General features: G+C 62.7%; 17 protein-coding genes. 14 read left to right on the top strand and 3 right to left on the bottom strand.

What is annotated here, in order from left to right:
- The first annotated feature begins 109 nt into the window (after window positions 1-109).
- The 6 genes from tilS to ispD all read left to right on the top strand — a co-directional run bounded on the left by tilS (window position 110) and on the right by ispD (window position 6,737).
- Entirely contained in the window at window positions 110-1,393 is a 1,284-nt protein-coding gene (tilS, locus tag D906_RS15965; RefSeq protein ID WP_025755053.1) for a tRNA lysidine(34) synthetase TilS, read from the top strand.
- Between the two features lie 269 nt (window positions 1,394-1,662).
- On the top strand, window positions 1,663-3,291 hold the full coding sequence (locus D906_RS15960; protein WP_019097122.1) for a CTP synthase: 1,629 nt from the start codon (window positions 1,663-1,665) through the stop codon (window positions 3,289-3,291).
- A gap of 3 nt (window positions 3,292-3,294) precedes the next feature.
- Window positions 3,295-4,140 (top strand): 3-deoxy-8-phosphooctulonate synthase, encoded by an 846-nt coding sequence (gene kdsA, locus D906_RS15955; RefSeq protein ID WP_019097123.1) that lies wholly within the window; start codon window positions 3,295-3,297, stop codon window positions 4,138-4,140.
- A 153-nt stretch (window positions 4,141-4,293) separates the two neighbouring features.
- A complete protein-coding gene (eno, locus tag D906_RS15950; protein ID WP_016712919.1) occupies window positions 4,294-5,583 on the top strand; it encodes a phosphopyruvate hydratase in 1,290 nt (429 codons plus the stop codon).
- Window positions 5,584-5,751: 168 nt separating this feature from the next.
- Window positions 5,752-6,033, top strand: a complete 282-nt coding sequence (ftsB, locus tag D906_RS15945) for a cell division protein FtsB (RefSeq protein ID WP_016712918.1) — start codon at window positions 5,752-5,754, stop codon at window positions 6,031-6,033.
- Window positions 6,030-6,737: a 2-C-methyl-D-erythritol 4-phosphate cytidylyltransferase gene (gene ispD, locus D906_RS15940; RefSeq protein ID WP_019097124.1), complete on the top strand. Its 708-nt coding sequence runs from the start codon at window positions 6,030-6,032 to the stop codon at window positions 6,735-6,737. The genes ftsB and ispD overlap by 4 nt, the downstream gene beginning before the upstream one ends.
- A gap of 43 nt (window positions 6,738-6,780) precedes the next feature.
- Here ispD and D906_RS15935 read toward each other — a convergent pair whose 3' ends face one another.
- Window positions 6,781-7,677 carry a LysR substrate-binding domain-containing protein gene (locus D906_RS15935; RefSeq protein WP_019097125.1) on the bottom strand — a complete coding sequence of 299 codons (897 nt, stop codon included), beginning with the start codon at window positions 7,675-7,677 and terminating at the stop codon, window positions 6,781-6,783.
- A gap of 106 nt (window positions 7,678-7,783) precedes the next feature.
- On the opposite strand from D906_RS15935, the gene D906_RS15930 reads away from it, so the two are divergent.
- The 8 genes from D906_RS15930 (at window position 7,784) to rpoS (ending at window position 14,967) form a co-directional block, all read left to right on the top strand.
- Complete coding sequence (locus D906_RS15930) at window positions 7,784-8,896, top strand: S-(hydroxymethyl)glutathione dehydrogenase/class III alcohol dehydrogenase (protein WP_016712915.1); 1,113 nt, start codon at window positions 7,784-7,786, stop codon at window positions 8,894-8,896.
- 8 nt (window positions 8,897-8,904) lie between these two features.
- Window positions 8,905-9,759, top strand: a complete 855-nt coding sequence (gene fghA, locus D906_RS15925) for an S-formylglutathione hydrolase (protein ID WP_027615813.1) — start codon at window positions 8,905-8,907, stop codon at window positions 9,757-9,759.
- Between the two features lie 76 nt (window positions 9,760-9,835).
- Window positions 9,836-10,309, top strand: a complete 474-nt coding sequence (gene ispF, locus D906_RS15920; protein WP_019099320.1) for a 2-C-methyl-D-erythritol 2,4-cyclodiphosphate synthase — start codon at window positions 9,836-9,838, stop codon at window positions 10,307-10,309.
- The gene (truD, locus tag D906_RS15915; protein ID WP_027609873.1) at window positions 10,306-11,364 is read left to right on the top strand and encodes a tRNA pseudouridine(13) synthase TruD; all 1,059 of its coding nucleotides are present in this window, start codon (window positions 10,306-10,308) and stop codon (window positions 11,362-11,364) included. The genes ispF and truD overlap by 4 nt, the downstream gene beginning before the upstream one ends.
- Window positions 11,352-12,101, top strand: a complete 750-nt coding sequence (surE, locus tag D906_RS15910; RefSeq protein ID WP_016712911.1) for a 5'/3'-nucleotidase SurE — start codon at window positions 11,352-11,354, stop codon at window positions 12,099-12,101. Before truD ends, surE begins: the two co-directional genes overlap by 13 nt.
- 35 nt (window positions 12,102-12,136) lie before the next feature.
- Complete coding sequence (locus tag D906_RS15905; RefSeq protein ID WP_161751472.1) at window positions 12,137-12,775, top strand: protein-L-isoaspartate(D-aspartate) O-methyltransferase; 639 nt, start codon at window positions 12,137-12,139, stop codon at window positions 12,773-12,775.
- Between the two features lie 215 nt (window positions 12,776-12,990).
- On the top strand, window positions 12,991-13,851 hold the full coding sequence (locus tag D906_RS15900; protein WP_019099318.1) for a peptidoglycan DD-metalloendopeptidase family protein: 861 nt from the start codon (window positions 12,991-12,993) through the stop codon (window positions 13,849-13,851).
- Between the two features lie 108 nt (window positions 13,852-13,959).
- The gene (rpoS, locus tag D906_RS15895) at window positions 13,960-14,967 is read left to right on the top strand and encodes an RNA polymerase sigma factor RpoS (protein ID WP_003252351.1); all 1,008 of its coding nucleotides are present in this window, start codon (window positions 13,960-13,962) and stop codon (window positions 14,965-14,967) included.
- 513 nt (window positions 14,968-15,480) lie between these two features.
- Here the strand turns inward: rpoS and fdxA are convergent.
- On the bottom strand, window positions 15,481-15,804 hold the full coding sequence (gene fdxA, locus D906_RS15890) for a ferredoxin FdxA (protein WP_012270863.1): 324 nt from the start codon (window positions 15,802-15,804) through the stop codon (window positions 15,481-15,483).
- A 140-nt stretch (window positions 15,805-15,944) separates the two neighbouring features.
- Complete coding sequence (mutS, locus tag D906_RS15885) at window positions 15,945-18,530, bottom strand: DNA mismatch repair protein MutS (RefSeq protein ID WP_080587388.1); 2,586 nt, start codon at window positions 18,528-18,530, stop codon at window positions 15,945-15,947.
- Between the last annotated feature and the right edge of the window lie 49 nt (window positions 18,531-18,579).

Genomic DNA, 18,579 nt, shown 5'->3' with positions numbered 1-18,579 from the left:
CGCGACACAAGGCCGCTCCTGCAGGCGACCGCGTTTTCCTGTAGGAGCGGCCTTGTGTCGCGAAAGGGGTGCAAAGCCCCCCGGCAATCTCAAGCCAAGTGAGGAACAGATGATCAACCTCACCCCCTGGCTCAATGCCCCAGCCTGGTACATCGCCTTCTCCGGCGGCCTCGATTCCACTGTCCTCCTGCACCTGCTGGGCGACTACGTCCGCCACCACGCATCCCCCCCGCTGCGGGCGATTCATGTCCATCACGGTCTGCAGTCCGCCGCCGACGCCTGGCCGGCTCACTGCCAAGCCATCTGCGACAATCTCGGCATTGAACTCCGGGTCATCCACGTCCAGATCGCCCCCGGTGCCAGCCTCGAACAGGCCGCCCGCGACGCCCGCTATGCCGCGTTCGAGCAAGCCCTGAGCCCCGGCGACATCCTGTTCACCGGCCAGCACCGTGACGACCAGGCCGAAACCCTGCTGTTTCGTCTGTTGCGCGGCGCCGGCCTGCGTGGCCTGGCTGCAATGCCGGTGCAGCGGGCGCTAGGGCAGGGCAGTCTGGTCAGGCCTTTGCTGGCTTGTTCTCGGCAGCAACTGCAGGCCTATGCCCGAATGAAAGGGCTGGCCTGGATCGAAGACCCGTCAAACGCCGACACACATTTCGCCCGCAACTTCCTGCGTGGCGAGGTGCTCCCGCATTTGCAGCAACGTTGGCCGCAAACCACCCAGAACCTCGCCCGCGCCGCAGAGCACCTGGGCGAAGCCCTGGGGCTGCTGGACGAGCTCGCCCAAGGTGACCTTGCGTGCGCAGAAAGGGGGGCGCCGAAGGCCTGGGCCGGGTTGGACTCGCTCGACCTGGCATCCCTGGTCGCGTTGTCGCCCGCCCGTCAGCGCAATGCCCTGCAGTATTGGCTGAGCCTTCGCACCCGTTTGCCAGACACCCGGCACTGGGCTGGTTGGGCGGACCTGCGTGATGCTGCCGGGGATGCCCAGCCCGTCTGGCGGCTCGCCGACGGGCAACTGCTGCGCAGCCATGGGCGCATCTGGTGGCTGAGTGGTGACTGGCTACAGCTGCCTGTCGGCGAGCTGGCCTGGGTGAACCCCACCGGGCCGCTGGTGCTGCCAGGTAACGGCAGCGTGCGTCTTGCGGTCGCACAGCCGTTCGCAGACCTGCGCATCGCCTATCGCAAGGGCGGCGAAATGCTGGACGTCCCCGGCCGTGGGCGGCGCGACCTCAAGCGCCTGCTCAACGAGTTGCAGGTGCCGCATTTCCTGCGCCCACGCCTGCCGCTGCTGTATCAGGGCGAGTGTTTGCTGGCGGTGGCCAACCTGCCGGGGTTGGTGCAGGCGGATTGCCAGCTGCACTGGCAGTTACCGACGAACGCGCAAGGTTTGAGCTGAAGGGTACATTCGGGTAGACTACCCTCCCTTCTTGATACAGCTTCTGTGGGTTCCGCGAAAACACAGGAGTTGCCGATTACCAAGCAGTTTTTTGCTGGGCTGATTCTGGAAATGACGAGCGAGCTCCATGCCGGGGATACCCCTGGTCTGTACAGACGCGGCAGTTTTTCGAGATGCACTGTGATTGACGCAGGTGATCGGGGGCTTCGGCCTTCCTTCGCTTTCTCCGGCGGCGCTGGCCGCCTTAACGCAGACTTCTAGGGTTTTTCATGACGCGCTACATATTCGTCACGGGCGGTGTTGTTTCTTCATTGGGGAAAGGCATTGCCTCGGCTTCCCTGGCGGCCATCCTGGAAGCGCGGGGCCTGAAGGTCACCATGCTCAAGCTGGATCCGTACATCAACGTCGATCCGGGCACCATGAGCCCGTTCCAGCACGGTGAAGTGTTCGTCACCCACGATGGCGCCGAGACCGACCTCGACCTGGGCCACTACGAGCGGTTCATCCGCACCACCATGACCCAGAACAACAACTTCACCACCGGCCGCATCTACGAGCACGTGCTGCGTAAAGAGCGTCGTGGTGATTACCTGGGCGCGACCATCCAGGTCATCCCGCACATCACCGACGAGATCAAGCGTCGCATCATCAAGGGGGCCGGCGATGCCGACGTGGCCCTGGTGGAAATCGGTGGTACCGTGGGTGACATCGAGTCGCAGCCGTTCCTCGAGGCCATCCGCCAGCTGCGCGTCGAAGTGGGCTCCAAGCGCGCCATGCTGATGCACCTGACCCTGGTCCCTTACATCGCCACCGCGGGCGAAACCAAGACCAAGCCGACCCAGCACTCGGTCAAGGAGCTGCGCTCCATCGGCCTGCAGCCTGACGTGCTGATCTGCCGCTCCGACCACCCGGTCGATGCCTCGTCGCGTCGCAAGATCGCGCTGTTCACCAACGTTGAAGAGCGTGCGGTGATTTCGCTGGAAGACGTCGACACCATCTACAAGATCCCGGGCGTACTGCACGCACAGGGCCTGGACGATTTCGTCGTCGAGCGTTTCGGCCTGCAGTGCAGCGGCGCCGACCTGTCCGAATGGGACAAGGTGGTCGATGCCAAGCTCAACCCTGAGCATGAAGTGACCATCGCCATGGTCGGCAAGTACATGGAGCTGCTGGACGCGTACAAGTCGCTGATCGAAGCGATGAGCCACGCCGGCATCACCAACCGTACCAAGGTCAACCTGCGCTACATCGATTCGGAAGACATCGAGAACCAGGGCACCAGCCTGCTCGAAGGCGCCGATGCCATTCTGGTGCCGGGCGGTTTCGGCCTGCGCGGCGTGGAAGGCAAGATCACTGCGGTGCAATACGCCCGTGAAAACAAGGTGCCGTACCTGGGTATCTGCCTGGGGATGCAGGTGGCCGTGATCGAATTCGCCCGTAACGTCATGGGCTGGAAAGACGCCAACTCCACCGAGTTCGACCGCAACAGCGGCCACCCTGTGGTCGGCCTGATCACCGAGTGGGCCGATGCCACCGGTGCCGTCGAAACCCGCAACGAGGCTTCCGACCTGGGCGGCACCATGCGCCTGGGCGCACAGGACTGCCAGCTGGCTGCCGGTTCCAAGGTCCACGACTGCTACGGCAAGGACGTGATCACCGAGCGTCACCGCCACCGCTATGAAGTGAACAACAACCTGCTGCCGCAACTGGTCGACGCTGGCCTGGTGGTTTCTGGCCGTTCCGAAGATGGCGCGCTGGTGGAAGTGGTCGAGTCCAAGGACCACCCATGGTTCGTCGCCTGCCAGTTCCACCCGGAGTTCACCTCCACCCCGCGTGACGGCCACCCGCTGTTCAGTGGTTTCGTCAAGGCAGCCCTGGCTCAGAAGAACAAGGCCTGATCAATGACCCAGAAGATCATCCGCGTCGGTAACATCGAGATCGCCAACGACAAGCCGTTCGTCCTGTTCGGCGGCATGAACGTCCTGGAGTCCCGTGACCTGGCAATGAAGGTCTGCGAGGAGTACGTGCGGGTTACCGAGAAGCTCGGTATCCCCTACGTGTTCAAGGCCAGCTTCGACAAGGCCAACCGTTCGTCGGTGACGTCTTACCGTGGCCCGGGCATGGAAGAAGGGCTGAAGATCTTCGAAGAGATCAAGCGCACCTTCAATGTGCCGGTGATCACCGACGTGCACGAGCCTTACCAGGCCGAGCCGGTTGCCAAGGTATGCGACATCATCCAGCTGCCGGCCTTCCTGTCGCGGCAGACCGACCTGGTGGTGGCCATGGCCAAGACTGGCGCGGTGATCAACATCAAGAAGGCCCAGTTCCTCGCACCCCAGGAAATGAAACACATCCTGGCCAAGTGCGAAGAGGCCGGTAACGACCAGTTGATCCTCTGCGAGCGTGGTTCGAGCTTCGGCTACAACAACCTGGTGGTGGACATGCTCGGCTTCGGCATCATGAAGCAGTTCGAGTACCCGGTGTTCTTCGACGTGACCCACGCCCTGCAGATGCCGGGTGGCCGCGCCGACTCCGCGGGTGGCCGCCGCGCCCAGGTTACCGACCTGGCCAAGGCGGGCATGAGCCAGGGCCTGGCAGGCCTGTTCCTCGAAGCCCACCCGGACCCGGACAACGCCAAATGCGATGGCCCATGCGCCCTGCGCCTGGACAAGCTGGAGCCATTCCTGGCCCAGCTCAAGCAACTGGACGACCTGGTGAAAAGTTTTCCGACGGTAGAAACCGCGTAAAGCTCATTTCTCGGGTAAAGTACCGCCCGATCCACCCCTGACCAATCGGTCAGGGGCTCCCTTCACCCGGCCTGCCCACTGCAAATCCGCCTGGTGAACGGCAAGAATTTCTTAAGCTAAGTTGTTTTCGTCAATTCTGGAGTGCTTACAACAATGGCAAAAATCGTCGACATCAAAGGTCGTGAAGTTCTCGATTCGCGTGGCAACCCCACCGTGGAAGCCGATGTACTGCTCGACAACGGCATCATCGGCAGCGCTTGCGCGCCGTCCGGTGCTTCCACCGGCTCGCGCGAAGCGCTGGAGCTGCGTGATGGCGACAAGAGCCGTTACCTGGGCAAGGGGGTGCTGAAGGCTGTCGCCAACATCAACGGCCCGATCCGTGACCTGCTGCTGGGCAAGGACCCGGCAGACCAGAAAGCCCTGGACCGCGCCATGATCGAACTGGACGGTACCGAGAACAAGGCCAAGCTGGGCGCCAACGCCATCCTGGCTGTTTCCCTGGCTGCCGCCAAGGCCGCTGCCCAGGACCAGGACCTGCCGCTGTACGCGCACATCGCCAACCTGAACGGCACCCCGGGCCAGTACTCGATGCCGGTTCCGATGATGAACATCATCAACGGTGGCGAGCACGCCGACAACAACGTCGACATCCAGGAGTTCATGGTTCAGCCGGTAGGCGCCAAGACCTTCTCCGACGGCCTGCGCATGGGCACCGAAATCTTCCACCACCTCAAAGCCGTGCTGAAGGCCCGTGGCCTGAACACCGCCGTGGGTGACGAAGGTGGCTTCGCTCCTAACCTGGCTTCCAACGAAGACGCCCTGGGCGCCATCGCCGAAGCGGTTGAAAAAGCCGGTTACAAGCTGGGTACCGATGTGACCCTGGCCCTGGACTGCGCGGCTTCCGAATTCTATGAAGACGGCAAATACAACCTGTCCGGCGAAGGCAAGTCGTTCGACGCGGAAGGTTTCGCCGAATACCTGAAAGGCCTGACCGAGCGCTTCCCGATCATCTCGATCGAAGACGGCCTGGACGAGTCCGACTGGGCTGGCTGGAAGATCCTCACCGACAAGATTGGTGAAAAGGTACAGCTGGTTGGCGACGACCTGTTCGTGACCAACACCAAGATCCTGAAGGAAGGCATCGAGAAGGGTATCGGTAACTCGATCCTGATCAAGTTCAACCAGATCGGCTCGCTGACCGAAACCCTGGAAGCCATCCAGATGGCCAAGGCTGCCGGCTACACCGCAGTTATCTCGCACCGCTCCGGTGAAACCGAAGACTCGACCATTGCCGACCTGGCCGTCGGTACCGCTGCTGGCCAGATCAAGACCGGCTCGCTGTGCCGTTCCGACCGCGTTTCCAAGTACAACCAGCTGCTGCGCATCGAAGAGCAACTGGGTGCCAAAGCGGTTTACCGTGGTCGTGCCGAGTTTCGCGGCTAAGCAAGAGATGGTAAAAAGACAGCAGCCGGAGTTGTAGGAACGTTCGTACTGATCTTTCCTTCATCCCAACGGGTTTCTGTCAACGAAGCCTGGCCTCGGCCAGGCTTCGTGCTATTCGAGGCCCCGAAGTAACAAGTACGCGGCAGCCTTTTTAACCTGGATAACGTGATGCGCAGTCCCTATTGGGTGTTCCTCGTTCTGCTCCTGCTGCTGGGTGGCCTGCAGTACCGCCTGTGGGTGGGTAATGGCAGCCTGGCGCAAGTGACCGAACTGAAGCAGCAGATTGACGAGCAGCATGCCGAGAACGAGCGCTTGCTTGAGCGCAACCGCGTGCTCGATGCCGAAGTGCTGGAGCTGAAAAAAGGCATGGAGACCGTTGAAGAACGGGCTCGCCACGAATTGGGAATGGTCAAAGAGGGCGAAACCCTCTTCCAGTTGCCACAGAAATGATCGATACCTTACCGGCCTTCTGGGCCGTGATTCCTGCTGCGGGCGTAGGTGCCCGCATGGCTGCCGACCGCCCCAAGCAATACCTGGAGCTGGCGGGGCAGACCATTCTCGAGCACAGCCTCGACTGTTTTCTTGGCCACCCGGCCCTCAAAGGCGTGGTGGTCAGCATTGCTGAAGATGACCCGTACTGGCCGGCCCTGCGTTGCGCCAGCGACCCGCGCATCCAGCGCGCAGCGGGTGGGCGCGAGCGTGCCGATTCGGTGCTCAATGCCTTGCTGTGGCTGCATGCGCAAGGCGCCTCTGACAGCGACTGGGTGCTGGTGCATGATGCTGCGCGGCCGAATTTGGCGCGCAGCGACCTGGACAAGCTGCTGTCGGAGCTGGCGGACGACCCGGTGGGTGGCTTGCTGGCGGTACCGGCGCGCGATACCCTCAAGCGTGCCGATGGCAGCGGCCGGGTAAGTGCTACCGTGGACCGCAGCACCATCTGGCAGGCCTACACACCGCAGATGTTCCGCCTTGGGGCACTGCACCGGGCGTTGGCCGAGTGCCTGGTGTCGGATGTGGTCGTGACGGATGAAGCCTCGGCCATCGAGTGGTCCGGCCAGGCGCCGCGGCTGGTGGAAGGGCGCAGTGACAACATCAAGGTCACGCGCCCCGAAGACCTGGAGTGGTTGCGTCAGCGCTGGGCTGGGCGCCGCTGAAGTCTCAAGCCCGAGAATAGGCCGGTACAGGCAATGGATTCCTTCAAGCCAGCCGATATTCCGGCAACCCCGCCAACCCCTCCTTCAGGTAATCCACCAACCGTCGCACCTTCGGCGACAGGTGCCGCTGTTGCGGATACAACGCCCACACTGCCGTATTCGGCGGCTGGTGCGCTTCCAGCAACGACACCAGAGCCCCCGTATTCAAGTGCTCCAGGACGTAATAATCCGGCAACTGGCACAACCCCATCCCCTGCAACGCCGCATCCAGCACCGCCTGCCCACTGTTGCAGCGCCAGTTCCCTTGCACCCGCTGGCTAATCTCGCGCCCATCCTGCTGCAATGCCCACAAGTCCGAACTGCCCACCAGGCAATTGTGCCGCGCCAACTCTGACAGGCTGTGTGGTCGACCATAACGTTCCAGATAAGCCGGCGAGGCACACAGGTACATGCGCCGGGGTGCGAGGCGGGCGGCCACCAACCGAGAATCGGCCAGACGCCCCAACCGGATGGCGAGGTCCATGCCTTCGTGCAGCAAGTCGAGGGTGTGGTTGCTCAACTCCACCTCCACGCGCAACTGCGGGTACAGCGCCATGAACCGTGTCACGAGCGGCACGATGAAGCGCTCGCCGTACGCTACCGCGCACGTCATGCGCAGTAACCCCTTTGGCTCGCTGGCCAAGTCGCCCATGGCGCGCAGGGCTTCCTCGCGGCCATCCTGAAGGCGTTGGCAATGCTGCAGAAAAGTTTGCCCGGCCTCGCTCAGGGTCACCCGACGGGTACTGCGGTAGAGCAGGCGCGTTTGCAGGCGCTCCTCCAGCCGGGCGATCTGGCGACTGATGTGCGACGAGGAAACCCCCAGGCGTTCGGCCGCTGCCGTGAACTGGCCAGATTCGGCCACGGCGACGAATTCGTCGATACCTTCCCAGCGGCTGCTCATTGATTATCCCTGTATGGCAATAATGTTTTGTCTTTGCCTGGATTATTCATCAAAAGGCTGTGAATTACACTGCAGCCTGAATCGACACTCTGTCTGGAGACCTTTGATGATCAAGTCCCGTGCCGCCGTAGCCTTCGAAGCCAAGAAACCCCTGGAAATCGTCGAAGTCGACGTGGCCATGCCCAAGGCCGGTGAAGTGCTGCTGCGCGTGGTCGCCAGCGGTGTTTGCCACACCGACGCCTACACCCTGTCCGGTGCCGACCCGGAAGGCATCTTCCCGTCGATCCTCGGCCACGAAGGTGGCGCGATCGTTGAAGCGGTAGGCGAGGGCGTGACCTCGGTAGCCGTTGGCGATCATGTGATTCCGCTCTACACCCCGGAATGCGGCAAGTGCAAATTCTGCCTCTCGGGCAAGACCAACCTGTGCCAGGCCATCCGTGCTACCCAAGGCAAGGGCCTGATGCCCGACGGCACCACGCGCTTCTCCTACAAAGGCCAGCAGCTGTTCCACTACATGGGGACCTCGACCTTCTCCGAGTACACCGTGCTGCCGGAAATTTCCGTGGCCAAGATCCAGAAAGAAGCACCACTGGAAAAGGTGTGCCTGCTGGGCTGCGGCGTCACCACCGGTATCGGCGCGGTGCTCAACACCGCCAAGGTCAAGCCGGGTGATACCGTGGCCATCTTCGGCCTGGGCGGCATCGGCCTGTCGGCGGTGATCGGTGCGGTCAAGGCCAAGGCCTCGCGCATCATCGCCATCGACATCAACCCGGCCAAGTTCGAGATCGCCCGCCAGCTGGGCGCTACCGACTGCATCAACCCGAAAGACTACGACCGCCCGATCCAGGAAGTGATCGTCGACCTTACCGACGGGGGCGTGGACTTCTCCTTCGAGTGCATCGGCAACGTGCAACTGATGCGTGCGGCGCTTGAGTGCTGCCACAAGGGCTGGGGCGAGTCGGTGATCATCGGTGTGGCCGGTGCCGGCCAGGAAATCGCCACCCGTCCGTTCCAGCTGGTGACTGGCCGTGTATGGCGCGGTTCGGCGTTCGGTGGCGTGCGTGGCCGCAGCGAGCTGCCAAGCTACGTGGAAATGTCCGAGAAGGGGGAGATCCCGCTGGATACCTTCATCACCCACACCATGGGCCTGGAGGATATCAACAAAGCCTTCGACCTGATGCATGAAGGCAAGAGCATCCGCAGCGTGATCCACTTCTGAGGTACGCCATGAGCCTGGATAACATCTCCTGCCAGAAAAGCTTCGGCGGTTGGCACAAGCGTTACCGGCATCACTCCAAGGTGCTGGGCTGCGACATGGTATTTGCCGTGTACTTGCCGCCGCAGGCCGAACAGGGTGAGAAGCTGCCGGTGCTGTACTGGCTCAGCGGCCTCACCTGCACCGACGAAAACTTCATGCAGAAGGCCGGCGCCCAGCGCCTGGCCGCCGAGCTTGGGCTGATCATCGTCGCCCCCGACACCAGCCCGCGCGGAGAGCAGGTGCCGGGCGACCCGGACGGCGCCTGGGACTTCGGCCTGGGGGCGGGCTTCTACCTCAATGCCACCCAGCAGCCTTGGGCCAAGCACTACCACATGCACGACTATGTGGTGGAGGAGTTGCCCGCGCTGATCGAAGCGCACTTCCCGGCATCGGGCGAGCGCAGTATCAGTGGTCACTCCATGGGCGGGCATGGCGCGTTGGTGTGCGCCTTGCGCAACCGGGGGCGTTACCGTTCGGTGTCGGCATTCTCGCCGATCAGCAACCCGATGGACTGCCCATGGGGCGAGAAGGCCTTCAGCCGTTACCTGGGTGACGACCGTGCGCGCTGGCGTGAGTGGGATGCCAGTGTGCTGTTGGCCGAAACGCCGGCTGGCGAGTGCCCGCCGTTGCTGGTGGACCAGGGCGATCGTGACGATTTTCTCGAAAAGCAGCTCAGGCCTGAAGCGCTGGAGCAGGCGGCACGCAAAGGGGGGCATGAACTGACCCTGCGCCTGCAGCCGGGTTATGACCACAGCTACTACTTCATTGCCAGCTTCATCGAGGAACACCTGCGCCATCATGCGGTGGCACTGGGGCGGGTGTAACAGCCCGGTCCAAAAGCCGCCAAACCCGCTGCAAAGCAGGTAGAATCACGCCCTGACTCATTCAGGGCGTTTTCTTATGCGTATTGGCCACGGCTACGATGTGCACCGTTTCTGCGACGGTGATTTCATTACCCTGGGCGGGGTGCGTATCCCCCACAAATACGGCCTGCTGGCCCACTCCGACGGCGACGTGCTGCTGCACGCCCTGAGCGATGCCTTGCTGGGTGCTGCGGCGCTGGGTGATATCGGCAAGCACTTCCCCGACACCGACCCACAGTTCAAGGGGGCCGACAGCCGCGTGCTGCTGCGCCATGTGGTCGGCATCGTCCGGGCCAAGGGCTGGAAGGTCGGCAACGTCGACGCCACCATTGTCGCTCAGGCGCCGAAGATGGCCCCGCACATCGAGACCATGCGCCAGCTGATCGCCGAGGACCTGCAGGTCGAGCTCGACCAGGTCAACGTCAAGGCCACCACCACCGAAAAGCTGGGCTTCACCGGCCGCGAGGAGGGTATTGCCGTGCATTCGGTCGCCCTGCTGCTGCCAGCATGACCGAACTGGAACTGCTGGGCCCGCGCGCATCGGGCGAACCCCTGGGCACCGCCATCCTCAAGGCGGTTGCCGAAGACTTCCAGGTCGACGAAGTGCTCGATATCCCGCTCTCGGGCCAGGGCGAGCACTTGTGGCTGTGGGTCGAGAAGCGTGACCTGAACACCGAAGAGGCCGCTCGCCGCCTGGCGCGCGCCGCCGGTGTGCCGGTGCGCACCATCAGCTATGCCGGGCTCAAGGACCGTCAGGCCCTGACCCGTCAGTGGTTCAGCCTGCACCTGCCAGGCAAGGCCGACCCTGACCTGTCACGTGCCGAGGATGCCAACCTGCGCGTGCTCAAGCAGGTGCGTCACCAGCGCAAGCTGCAGCGTGGCGCGCATTCGGCCAACGGCTTCACCCTGCGCCTGACGGCCCTGGCTGCAGATCACCAGGCGCTGGATGCGCGCCTGGAACAGCTGAAGCAGCACGGTGTACCCAACTATTTCGGCACCCAGCGCTTCGGTCACGGCGGCGGCAACGTCCATGACGCCCTCGACTGGGCGGCGCGCAAAGCCTTGCCCGAGCAGCGCAATGTGCGTTCGCGGTTGCTTTCGGCCGGGCGCAGCTACCTGTTCAATCAGGTGCTGGCTGCGCGTGTCGCTGAAGGTAGCTGGGCGCGGGCGCAGGTCGGCGACCTGCTGGCATTCACTGACAGCCGTAGCTTTTTCCCGGCGGGAGAGGCGGAATGTGCCGACCCGCGCCTGGCGATTCTCGATCTGCATCCGACCGGCCCGATGTGGGGTGAGGGCGCTTCGCCTGCTGACGGGGCCACTGCCCGCTTGGAAAACGCCGTCGGTGCAGAGCAACCGGCACTTTGCCAGTGGTTGGCCCAGGCGGGCATGGATCACGAACGGCGCATTTTGCGGCTCCCTATTGGCGGCCTGACATGGCATTATCCCGAGCCTGATATCCTGCAACTGGAATTCGTCCTGCCGGCCGGATGCTTCGCCACCGTGGTGGTGCGTGAAGTCGTGGATCTGGTGTCGGCAGGGCAGACGGACAGCCCATGCGTATTCTGATTTCGAACGACGACGGTGTTACCGCGCCCGGCATCGCCGCGCTGCACGCTGCGCTGGCGGATTACGCCGAGTGCTCGGTGATCGCCCCGGAGCAAGACAAGAGCGGCGCCAGCAGTTCGCTGACGCTGGACCGGCCACTGCACCCGCAAACCCTGGCCAACGGTTTCATCAGCCTGAACGGCACGCCGACCGACTGTGTGCACCTGGGGCTCAATGGGCTGTTGCCGCACACGCCGGACATGGTCGTGTCGGGGATCAACCTCGGAGCCAACCTGGGCGATGACGTGCTGTATTCGGGCACGGTCGCCGCAGCGTTGGAAGGCCGCTTCCTGGGTGGCACGTCGCTGGCGTTTTCGCTGTTGTCGCGCCAGCCGGACAATCTGCCGACCGCGGCCCATATCGCCCGCCGCCTGGTCGAGGCCCAGTCGCGCCTGGCGCTGCCACCACGCACTGTGCTCAACGTAAACATTCCCAACCTGCCGCTGGAGCACATTCGTGGCATCCGGCTCACCCGCCTCGGTCACCGGGCGCGGGCGGCGGCACCGACCAAGGTGGTCAACCCGCGCGGCAAGGAAGGTTACTGGATCGCCGTGGCCGGCGATGCCGAGGACGGTGGCCCGGGTACCGACTTCCACGCGGTGATGCAGGGCTATGTATCGATCACCCCGTTGCAACTCGACCGCACCTTCAATGATGCCTTCGAGCAGCTCGACGGTTGGCTGGAGGGCCTGCTCTGATGCGCGAGGACGATATGCTGCGCCGCGGCATCGGCATGACCTCCCAGCGTACCCGGGAGCGGCTGATCCAGCGTCTGTGCGAAGAGGGCGTTTCGAACACCAAGGTGCTCGACGTGATTCGTCGCACCCCGCGCCACCTGTTCGTCGACGAGGCACTGGCGCATCGTGCCTACGAAGACACCGCATTGCCCATCGGTCACAACCAAACCATCTCGCAACCGTTCATGGTTGCCCACATGAGTGAGCTACTGCTCGAGGCCGGGCCGTTGGACAAGGTGCTGGAGATTGGTACCGGCTCAGGCTACCAGACGGCGATCCTGGCCCAGCTGGTGGAACGGGTGTTTTCGGTGGAGCGTATCAAGGTGCTGCAGGACCGGGCCAAAGAGCGCCTGGTGGAGCTGAACCTGCGCAACGTGGTATTCCGCTGGGGCGATGGCTGCGAAGGCTGGCCGGCGCTGGCACCGTACAACGGCATCATCGTCACGGCGGTGGCGCCAGAAGTGCCGCAGGCATTGCTTGATCAGCTTGCCCCCGGGGGGCGCATGGTGATTCCGGTAGGGGCGGCCGGCGAAGCGCAGCAACTGATGCTGATCGTGCGCGAGGAGCATGGATTCTCCCGGCGCGTGCTGGGGGCCGTACGCTTCGTCCCGCTGCTCAATGGTCCGCTGGCCTGAGGCTGGCGGGTATGACTCGCGCGGTATTTTTGCCCCAGCGGCGAATTCTTGCCGCTTCGCTCTGTCTATCTGGCGGTACGAAGCGCTAGCTCGCACCGGGGTATTGCAACAGCCTTTTGCACCCGCCTGCCAATAATGGCCGGCTTGGTTATAATTGCAACAATATTGCATTTCTTGTCTTCATATCGTTTTTCGGCACCATGAGGGGAGCGCGGGTGGGTCACACAGTCATTCGGCAGCGCAAGGACGGGTCGGGTTTCAAGCTTCTGGTGATTGCACTGGCCATGGGCACGCTACTGGTGGGTTGCTCGAGCACCAGCAGCAACAGCAGCGCGCGGGTGGTCGACCGCAATAACACCGTGCCCAAGCGCCCGGCGGTGACGTCCGGGCAGTACGTCGTCAAGCCGGGTGACACGCTGTTCTCCATTGCCTTCCGCTATGGCTGGGACTACAAGGAGCTGGCCGCACGCAACGGCATCGCGGCGCCTTATACCATTCGCCCGGGGCAAGCGATTCGTTTCAGCAGCGGTTCCAGCAGCAGTACCACGGTGGTGTCCAGCCCCTCTTCATCGAGCCGCACCACGGTCACCCGCAGGCCCGTGGGCACTACTGCCGTGACACCTGCCAACACCAGCAAACCGGCAACGCCGGCAACCTCCGCCAGTACGCCGGTTGCCACCACCGTGCCTGCGGCAGAGCGCGCGGTAGGCGGCTGGACCTGGCCTGCCAACGGCGTGCTGATTGGAAAATTCGCTTCAAACGGTAGTTTGAATAAAGGCATTGATATCGCCGGTGATTTGGGACAGCCTGTTTTTGCTGCGTCTGATGGTGCGGTGGTTTACGCCGGGAGTGGTTTAAGGGGCTACGGCGAGCTGATCATCATCAAGCACAGTGATACCTACGTCAGTGCCTACGGCCACAACCGCAGGCTGTTGGTTCGGGAGGGGCAGCAGGTCAAGGCAGGGCAGTCGATTGCTGAAATGGGGTCTACGGGCACAGATCGGGTGAAGCTGCATTTCGAGATTCGCCGCCAGGGCAAACCCGTCGATCCACTCCAGTTCCTGCCACGCCGTTGATCGTTGTACCCGGCCTGTTCCTGTGATGTAGAGGGGACAGGCTCAAGCGCTGCCAGGGATAAAGGTGCCGCTCGAGTCTGAGTTCGAACTCAGCAAAGGACTATAACAATGGCTCTCAGTAAAGAAGTGCCGGAGTTTGACATCGACGATGACGTCCTCCTGATGGAGACGGGTATCGTTTTGGAAACGGATGTGGTGTCAGACGAACCTGCTGTATCTTCGGTTCGGACGAGGGCCAAGTCGGGCTCTTCGCTCAAGCAACACAAGTACATCGATTACAGCCGGGCGCTCGATGCCACCCAGCTGTATCTCAACGAAATCGGCTTCTCGCCGCTGCTTTCGCCGGAAGAGGAAGTGCATTTTGCGCGTTTGTCGCAAAAGGGTGACCCTGCTGGCCGCAAGCGCATGATCGAAAGCAACCTGCGCCTGGTTGTCAAAATTGCCCGTCGTTACGTGAACCGTGGCCTGTCGCTGCTCGACCTGATCGAGGAGGGCAACCTTGGGCTGATCCGTGCGGTCGAGAAGTTCGACCCGGAGCGTGGTTTCCGTTTCTCGACCTATGCGACCTGGTGGATTCGCCAGACCATCGAGCGGGCGATCATGAACCAGACCCGCACCATTCGCTTGCCGATCCACGTGGTCAAAGAGCTGAACGTCTACCTCCGCGCGGCCCGTGAGCTGACCCAAAAGCTGGACCACGAACCCTCCCCGGAAGAAATCGCTACGTTGCTGGAGAAGCCCGTCGCCGAGGTCAAGCGCATGCTCGGCCTGAACGAGCGGGTGTCTTCGGTGGATGTGTCGCTTGGCCCGGATTCGGACAAGACCCTGCTCGACACCCTGACCGACGACCGCCCGACGGACCCGTGCGAGCTGCTACAGGATGACGACCTGTCGCAGAGCATCGACCAGTGGCTGGGGGAGTTGACCGACAAGCAGCGGGAAGTGGTGGTACGCCGCTTTGGTCTGCGCGGGCATGAAAGCAGCACCCTGGAGGATGTTGGGCTGGAGATCGGCCTGACCCGGGAACGGGTGCGGCAGATCCAGGTAGAAGGGCTCAAGCGCCTGCGTGAGATCCTGGAGAAGAACGGCCTGTCCAGCGAGTCGTTGTTCCAGTAGCGACAGCCTGCTTCACAAAGCGCCCCGATGACCTCGGGGCGTTTTTGTGTGTGATGAAAACAGTCTTTCGTTTGCGTCTGTCGGGGGGCTACAAAGCAGTCCCGTGATGTATGGCGCTACCTCGGTAACATTGCATGTAAGCCTTTTCTTACTTGTTTTGTAAGCTATCTATGCAAGTCTCAGTAAATCATTGTCGTTTTCAGCCCCGGTATTTTTCCAACTCATTGAAAATCATGCGTTATTTTGCTGTGTGGAAATGTGTCCCATGTAATACCTTGTGAGGTTTCGCGCTTGCCCGCTCAGCTGAAGCCGCTAGTATTCGAACTGTGCACACGGACATGCACAGGCTTCCAGGGAGGAGGCCAAGGACATCGCAAGACGCGATTTCATCAGGATGATGTTTGGGACAAGCAGGGACTACGGAAAAAATGTGGGCGGGTCAAACCGCCCCTTTTTTTTGCCTGCAGGAAAACAAAAAAGGCCCCGAGGGGCCTTTTTCGTGTCTGGGCGCTATCAGCGCTCCAGGTCTGCAATCTTGCCGGTCTTGCCGTCCCACTCTTCAGCGTCCGGCAGGGCGTCCTTACGCTCGGTGATGTTCGGCCAGACTTCCGCCAGTTCGGCGTTCAGCTCGATGAAGTTCTCCATCCCGGCAGGGATTTCGTCTTCCGAGAAGATAGCTTGTGCTGGGCACTCCGGTTCGCACAAGGCGCAGTCGATGCACTCGTCCGGGTGGATGACCAGGAAGTTCGGGCCTTCGTAGAAGCAGTCCACCGGACAGACTTCCACGCAGTCGGTGTATTTGCATTTGATGCAGTTGTCGGTGACGACGAAGGTCATTTCTAGTTCTCTCCTCAGGCGACGGCGGCGGCCCTTCCTCTCAGGGCCGCGCGGTTTACAGGTATGTGGCTGCAGGCCAGGCTAATAACCTGCAGCACCAGCAAACCGCGGCGGATTCTACCAGCTTGTAGTGGCTGCCGTTATAACAGGTTCTTTAGTTGATATAGCATTTCGATAGCTTGACGCGGGGTCATGTCGTCCAGCTGCAGCTTGCCCAGCTTCTCGATGGCCGGGTGTGGCAGGCTGGCGAACAGGTCGCTCTGGTGCGGCACTTGTGGCGTGTCCTTGGCTTTTTGGGCCGGGGCCGGCTCATGGGGCAGGCTGGTGGTTTCCAGGCGCCCCAGGTGTTCGCGGGCGCGCTGGATGACCGCCGTCGGCACGCCGGCCAGTTGCGCCACGGCCAGGCCGTAGCTTTGGCTGGCAGGGCCCGGCAGAACGTGGTGCAGGAACACGATACGTTCGTTGTGCTCGGTGGCATTGAGGTGCACGTTGGCCACCAGCGGCTCGCTCTCCGGCAGCACGGTGAGCTCGAAGTAGTGGGTGGCGAACAAGGTGTAGGCACGCAATTGCGCCAGGCGCTCGGCGGCGGCCCAGGCCAGCGACAGGCCGTCGAAGGTGCTGGTGCCACGGCCGACTTCATCCATCAGCACCAGGCTGCGGTCGGTGGCGTTGTGCAGAATGTTGGCGGTTTCGCTCATCTCGACCATGAAGGTCGAGCGCCCGCCAGCCAGGTCGTCACTGGAGCCGATGCGGGTGAAGATGCGGTCGACCAGTGACAGCTCGCAGCTGGCTGCGGGTACGAAGCTGCCGATGTGCGCCAGCAGCACGATCAGGGCCGTCTGGCGCATGTAGGTGGACTTACCGCCCATGTTCGGGCCGGTGATGATCAGCATGCGCGTGCTGTTGTCCAGGCCCAGGTCGTTGGCCACGAATGGCGTGGTCAGCACCTGTTCCACCACCGGGTGGCGGCCCTGCTCGATGCGAAGGCACGGCTCGTCGACGAAGCGCGGGCAGTTAAGGTCGAGGTTCAGCGCACGTTCGGCCAGGTTGCTGAGTACATCCAGTTCGGCCAGGGCGGCAGCGCTGTCCTGCAGCGGCGCCAGGTGGCTGATCAGGGTTTCCAGCAGGGCGTCGTAGAGCATCTTCTCGCGGGCAAGGGCGCGGCTTTTGGCCGACAGTGCCTTGTCCTCGAACGCTTTCAGCTCAGGGGTGATGAAACGCTCGGCACCCTTGAGCGTCTGGCGGCGGATGTAGTCGCCCGGTGCCTGTTCGGCCTGCTTGGTCGGCAGCTCGATGAAGTAGCCATGCACGCGGTTGTAGCCGACCTTGAGGTTGGCCAGCCCGGTGCGGGCCTTTTCCCGGGCTTCCAGGTCGATCAGGAACTGGCCTGCGTTTTCGCTGATGGCCAGCAGCTCGTCCAGCTCGCTGTCATAGCCGGCCTTGAGCACGCCGCCGTCGCGGATTACCGCCGGCGGGTTGTCGATGATTGCACGCTCCAGCAGGCTGGCCAGCTCCGGGTAGGTGCCGGTAATGGCTGCCAGGCGCGCCAGGTGCGGCGCCTCAAGCTCGGTCATGGCGTTTTGCAGCTCGGGCAACGCGCCCAAGGCATCGCGCAGGCGCGCCAGGTCACGAGGGCGGGCATTGCGCAGGCCGATACGGGCGAGGATGCGCTCGATATCGCCAATTTCCTTCAGTTGTGGCTGCAGCTTCTCGAAGCGGTAGTTGTCGAGCAGGCAACGGATCGAGTCCTGACGTGCTTGCAGTACTTTGAGGTCGCGCAACGGCCGGTTCAGCCAACGGCTCAGCAGGCGGCTGGCCATGGCGGTCTGGCAACGATCGACCACCGATTGCAGGGTGTTGTCACGCCCACCCGCCAGGTTGACGTCCAGCTCCAGGTTGCGCCGGCTGGCGCCATCGAGGATGACCGTGTCGTCCAGGCGCTCGTGGCGCAAGCTGCGCAGGTGCGGCAGGGCAGTGCGCTGGGTTTCCTTGGCGTAGGTTAGCAGGCAACCGGCGGCGCCAATGGCCAGGGTCAGCTTGTCGCAGCCAAAGCCTTTGAGGTCCTTGGTTGCGAACTGCTGGCACAGCGCCTTGCGCGCCGAATCGCGGTCGAAGTCCCACGGGGCGCGGCGGCGGGCGCCCGGACGCTTCTCGGCAGGCAGGTCGCGTGGCCAGTCGTCGGGGATCAATAGCTCGACCGGGTTCAGGCGCTCGAGTTCGGCCAGCAGGTTTTCCCAGCCCTTGATCTCCTGCACGCTGAAGTTGCCGCTGGTGATGTCCAGTACGGCCAGGCCGAACAGGCGTTCGTCACCGAGCAGCGCGGCAATCAGGTTGTCGCGGCGTTCGTCGAGCAGGGCTTCGTCGCTGACCGTGCCGGGAGTGATGATGCGCACCACCTGGCGTTCGACCGGGCCCTTGCTGGTGGCCGGGTCGCCGATCTGTTCGCAGATCACCACCGATTCGCCCAGCTTGACCAGCTTGGCCAGGTAGCCTTCCAGCGAATGGAACGGAATCCCGCACATGGGGATGGACTGGCCAGCCGACTGACCGCGCGCGGTCAGGGTGATGTCCAGCAGTTTCGCAGCCTTCTTGGCATCTTCGTAGAAGATCTCGTAGAAGTCGCCCATGCGGTAGAACATCAGCTGGTCCGGGTGCTGGTTTTTCAGCTTCCAGTACTGCTGCATCATCGGGGTGTGTGCGGAAAGATCGGAGAGTGCTTTATTCATCAAAGACTTAGAGTGTAGGTCTCAACATTGTGGGGCAAATTGAGGCGTT

The organism is Pseudomonas sp. LAIL14HWK12:I1, from assembly GCF_003202095.1.
Lineage (GTDB): Bacteria > Pseudomonadota > Gammaproteobacteria > Pseudomonadales > Pseudomonadaceae > Aquipseudomonas > Aquipseudomonas monteilii.
The sequence above is the reverse complement of the archived record's forward strand: the minus strand, read 5'-3'. Positions and strand labels throughout refer to the sequence as shown.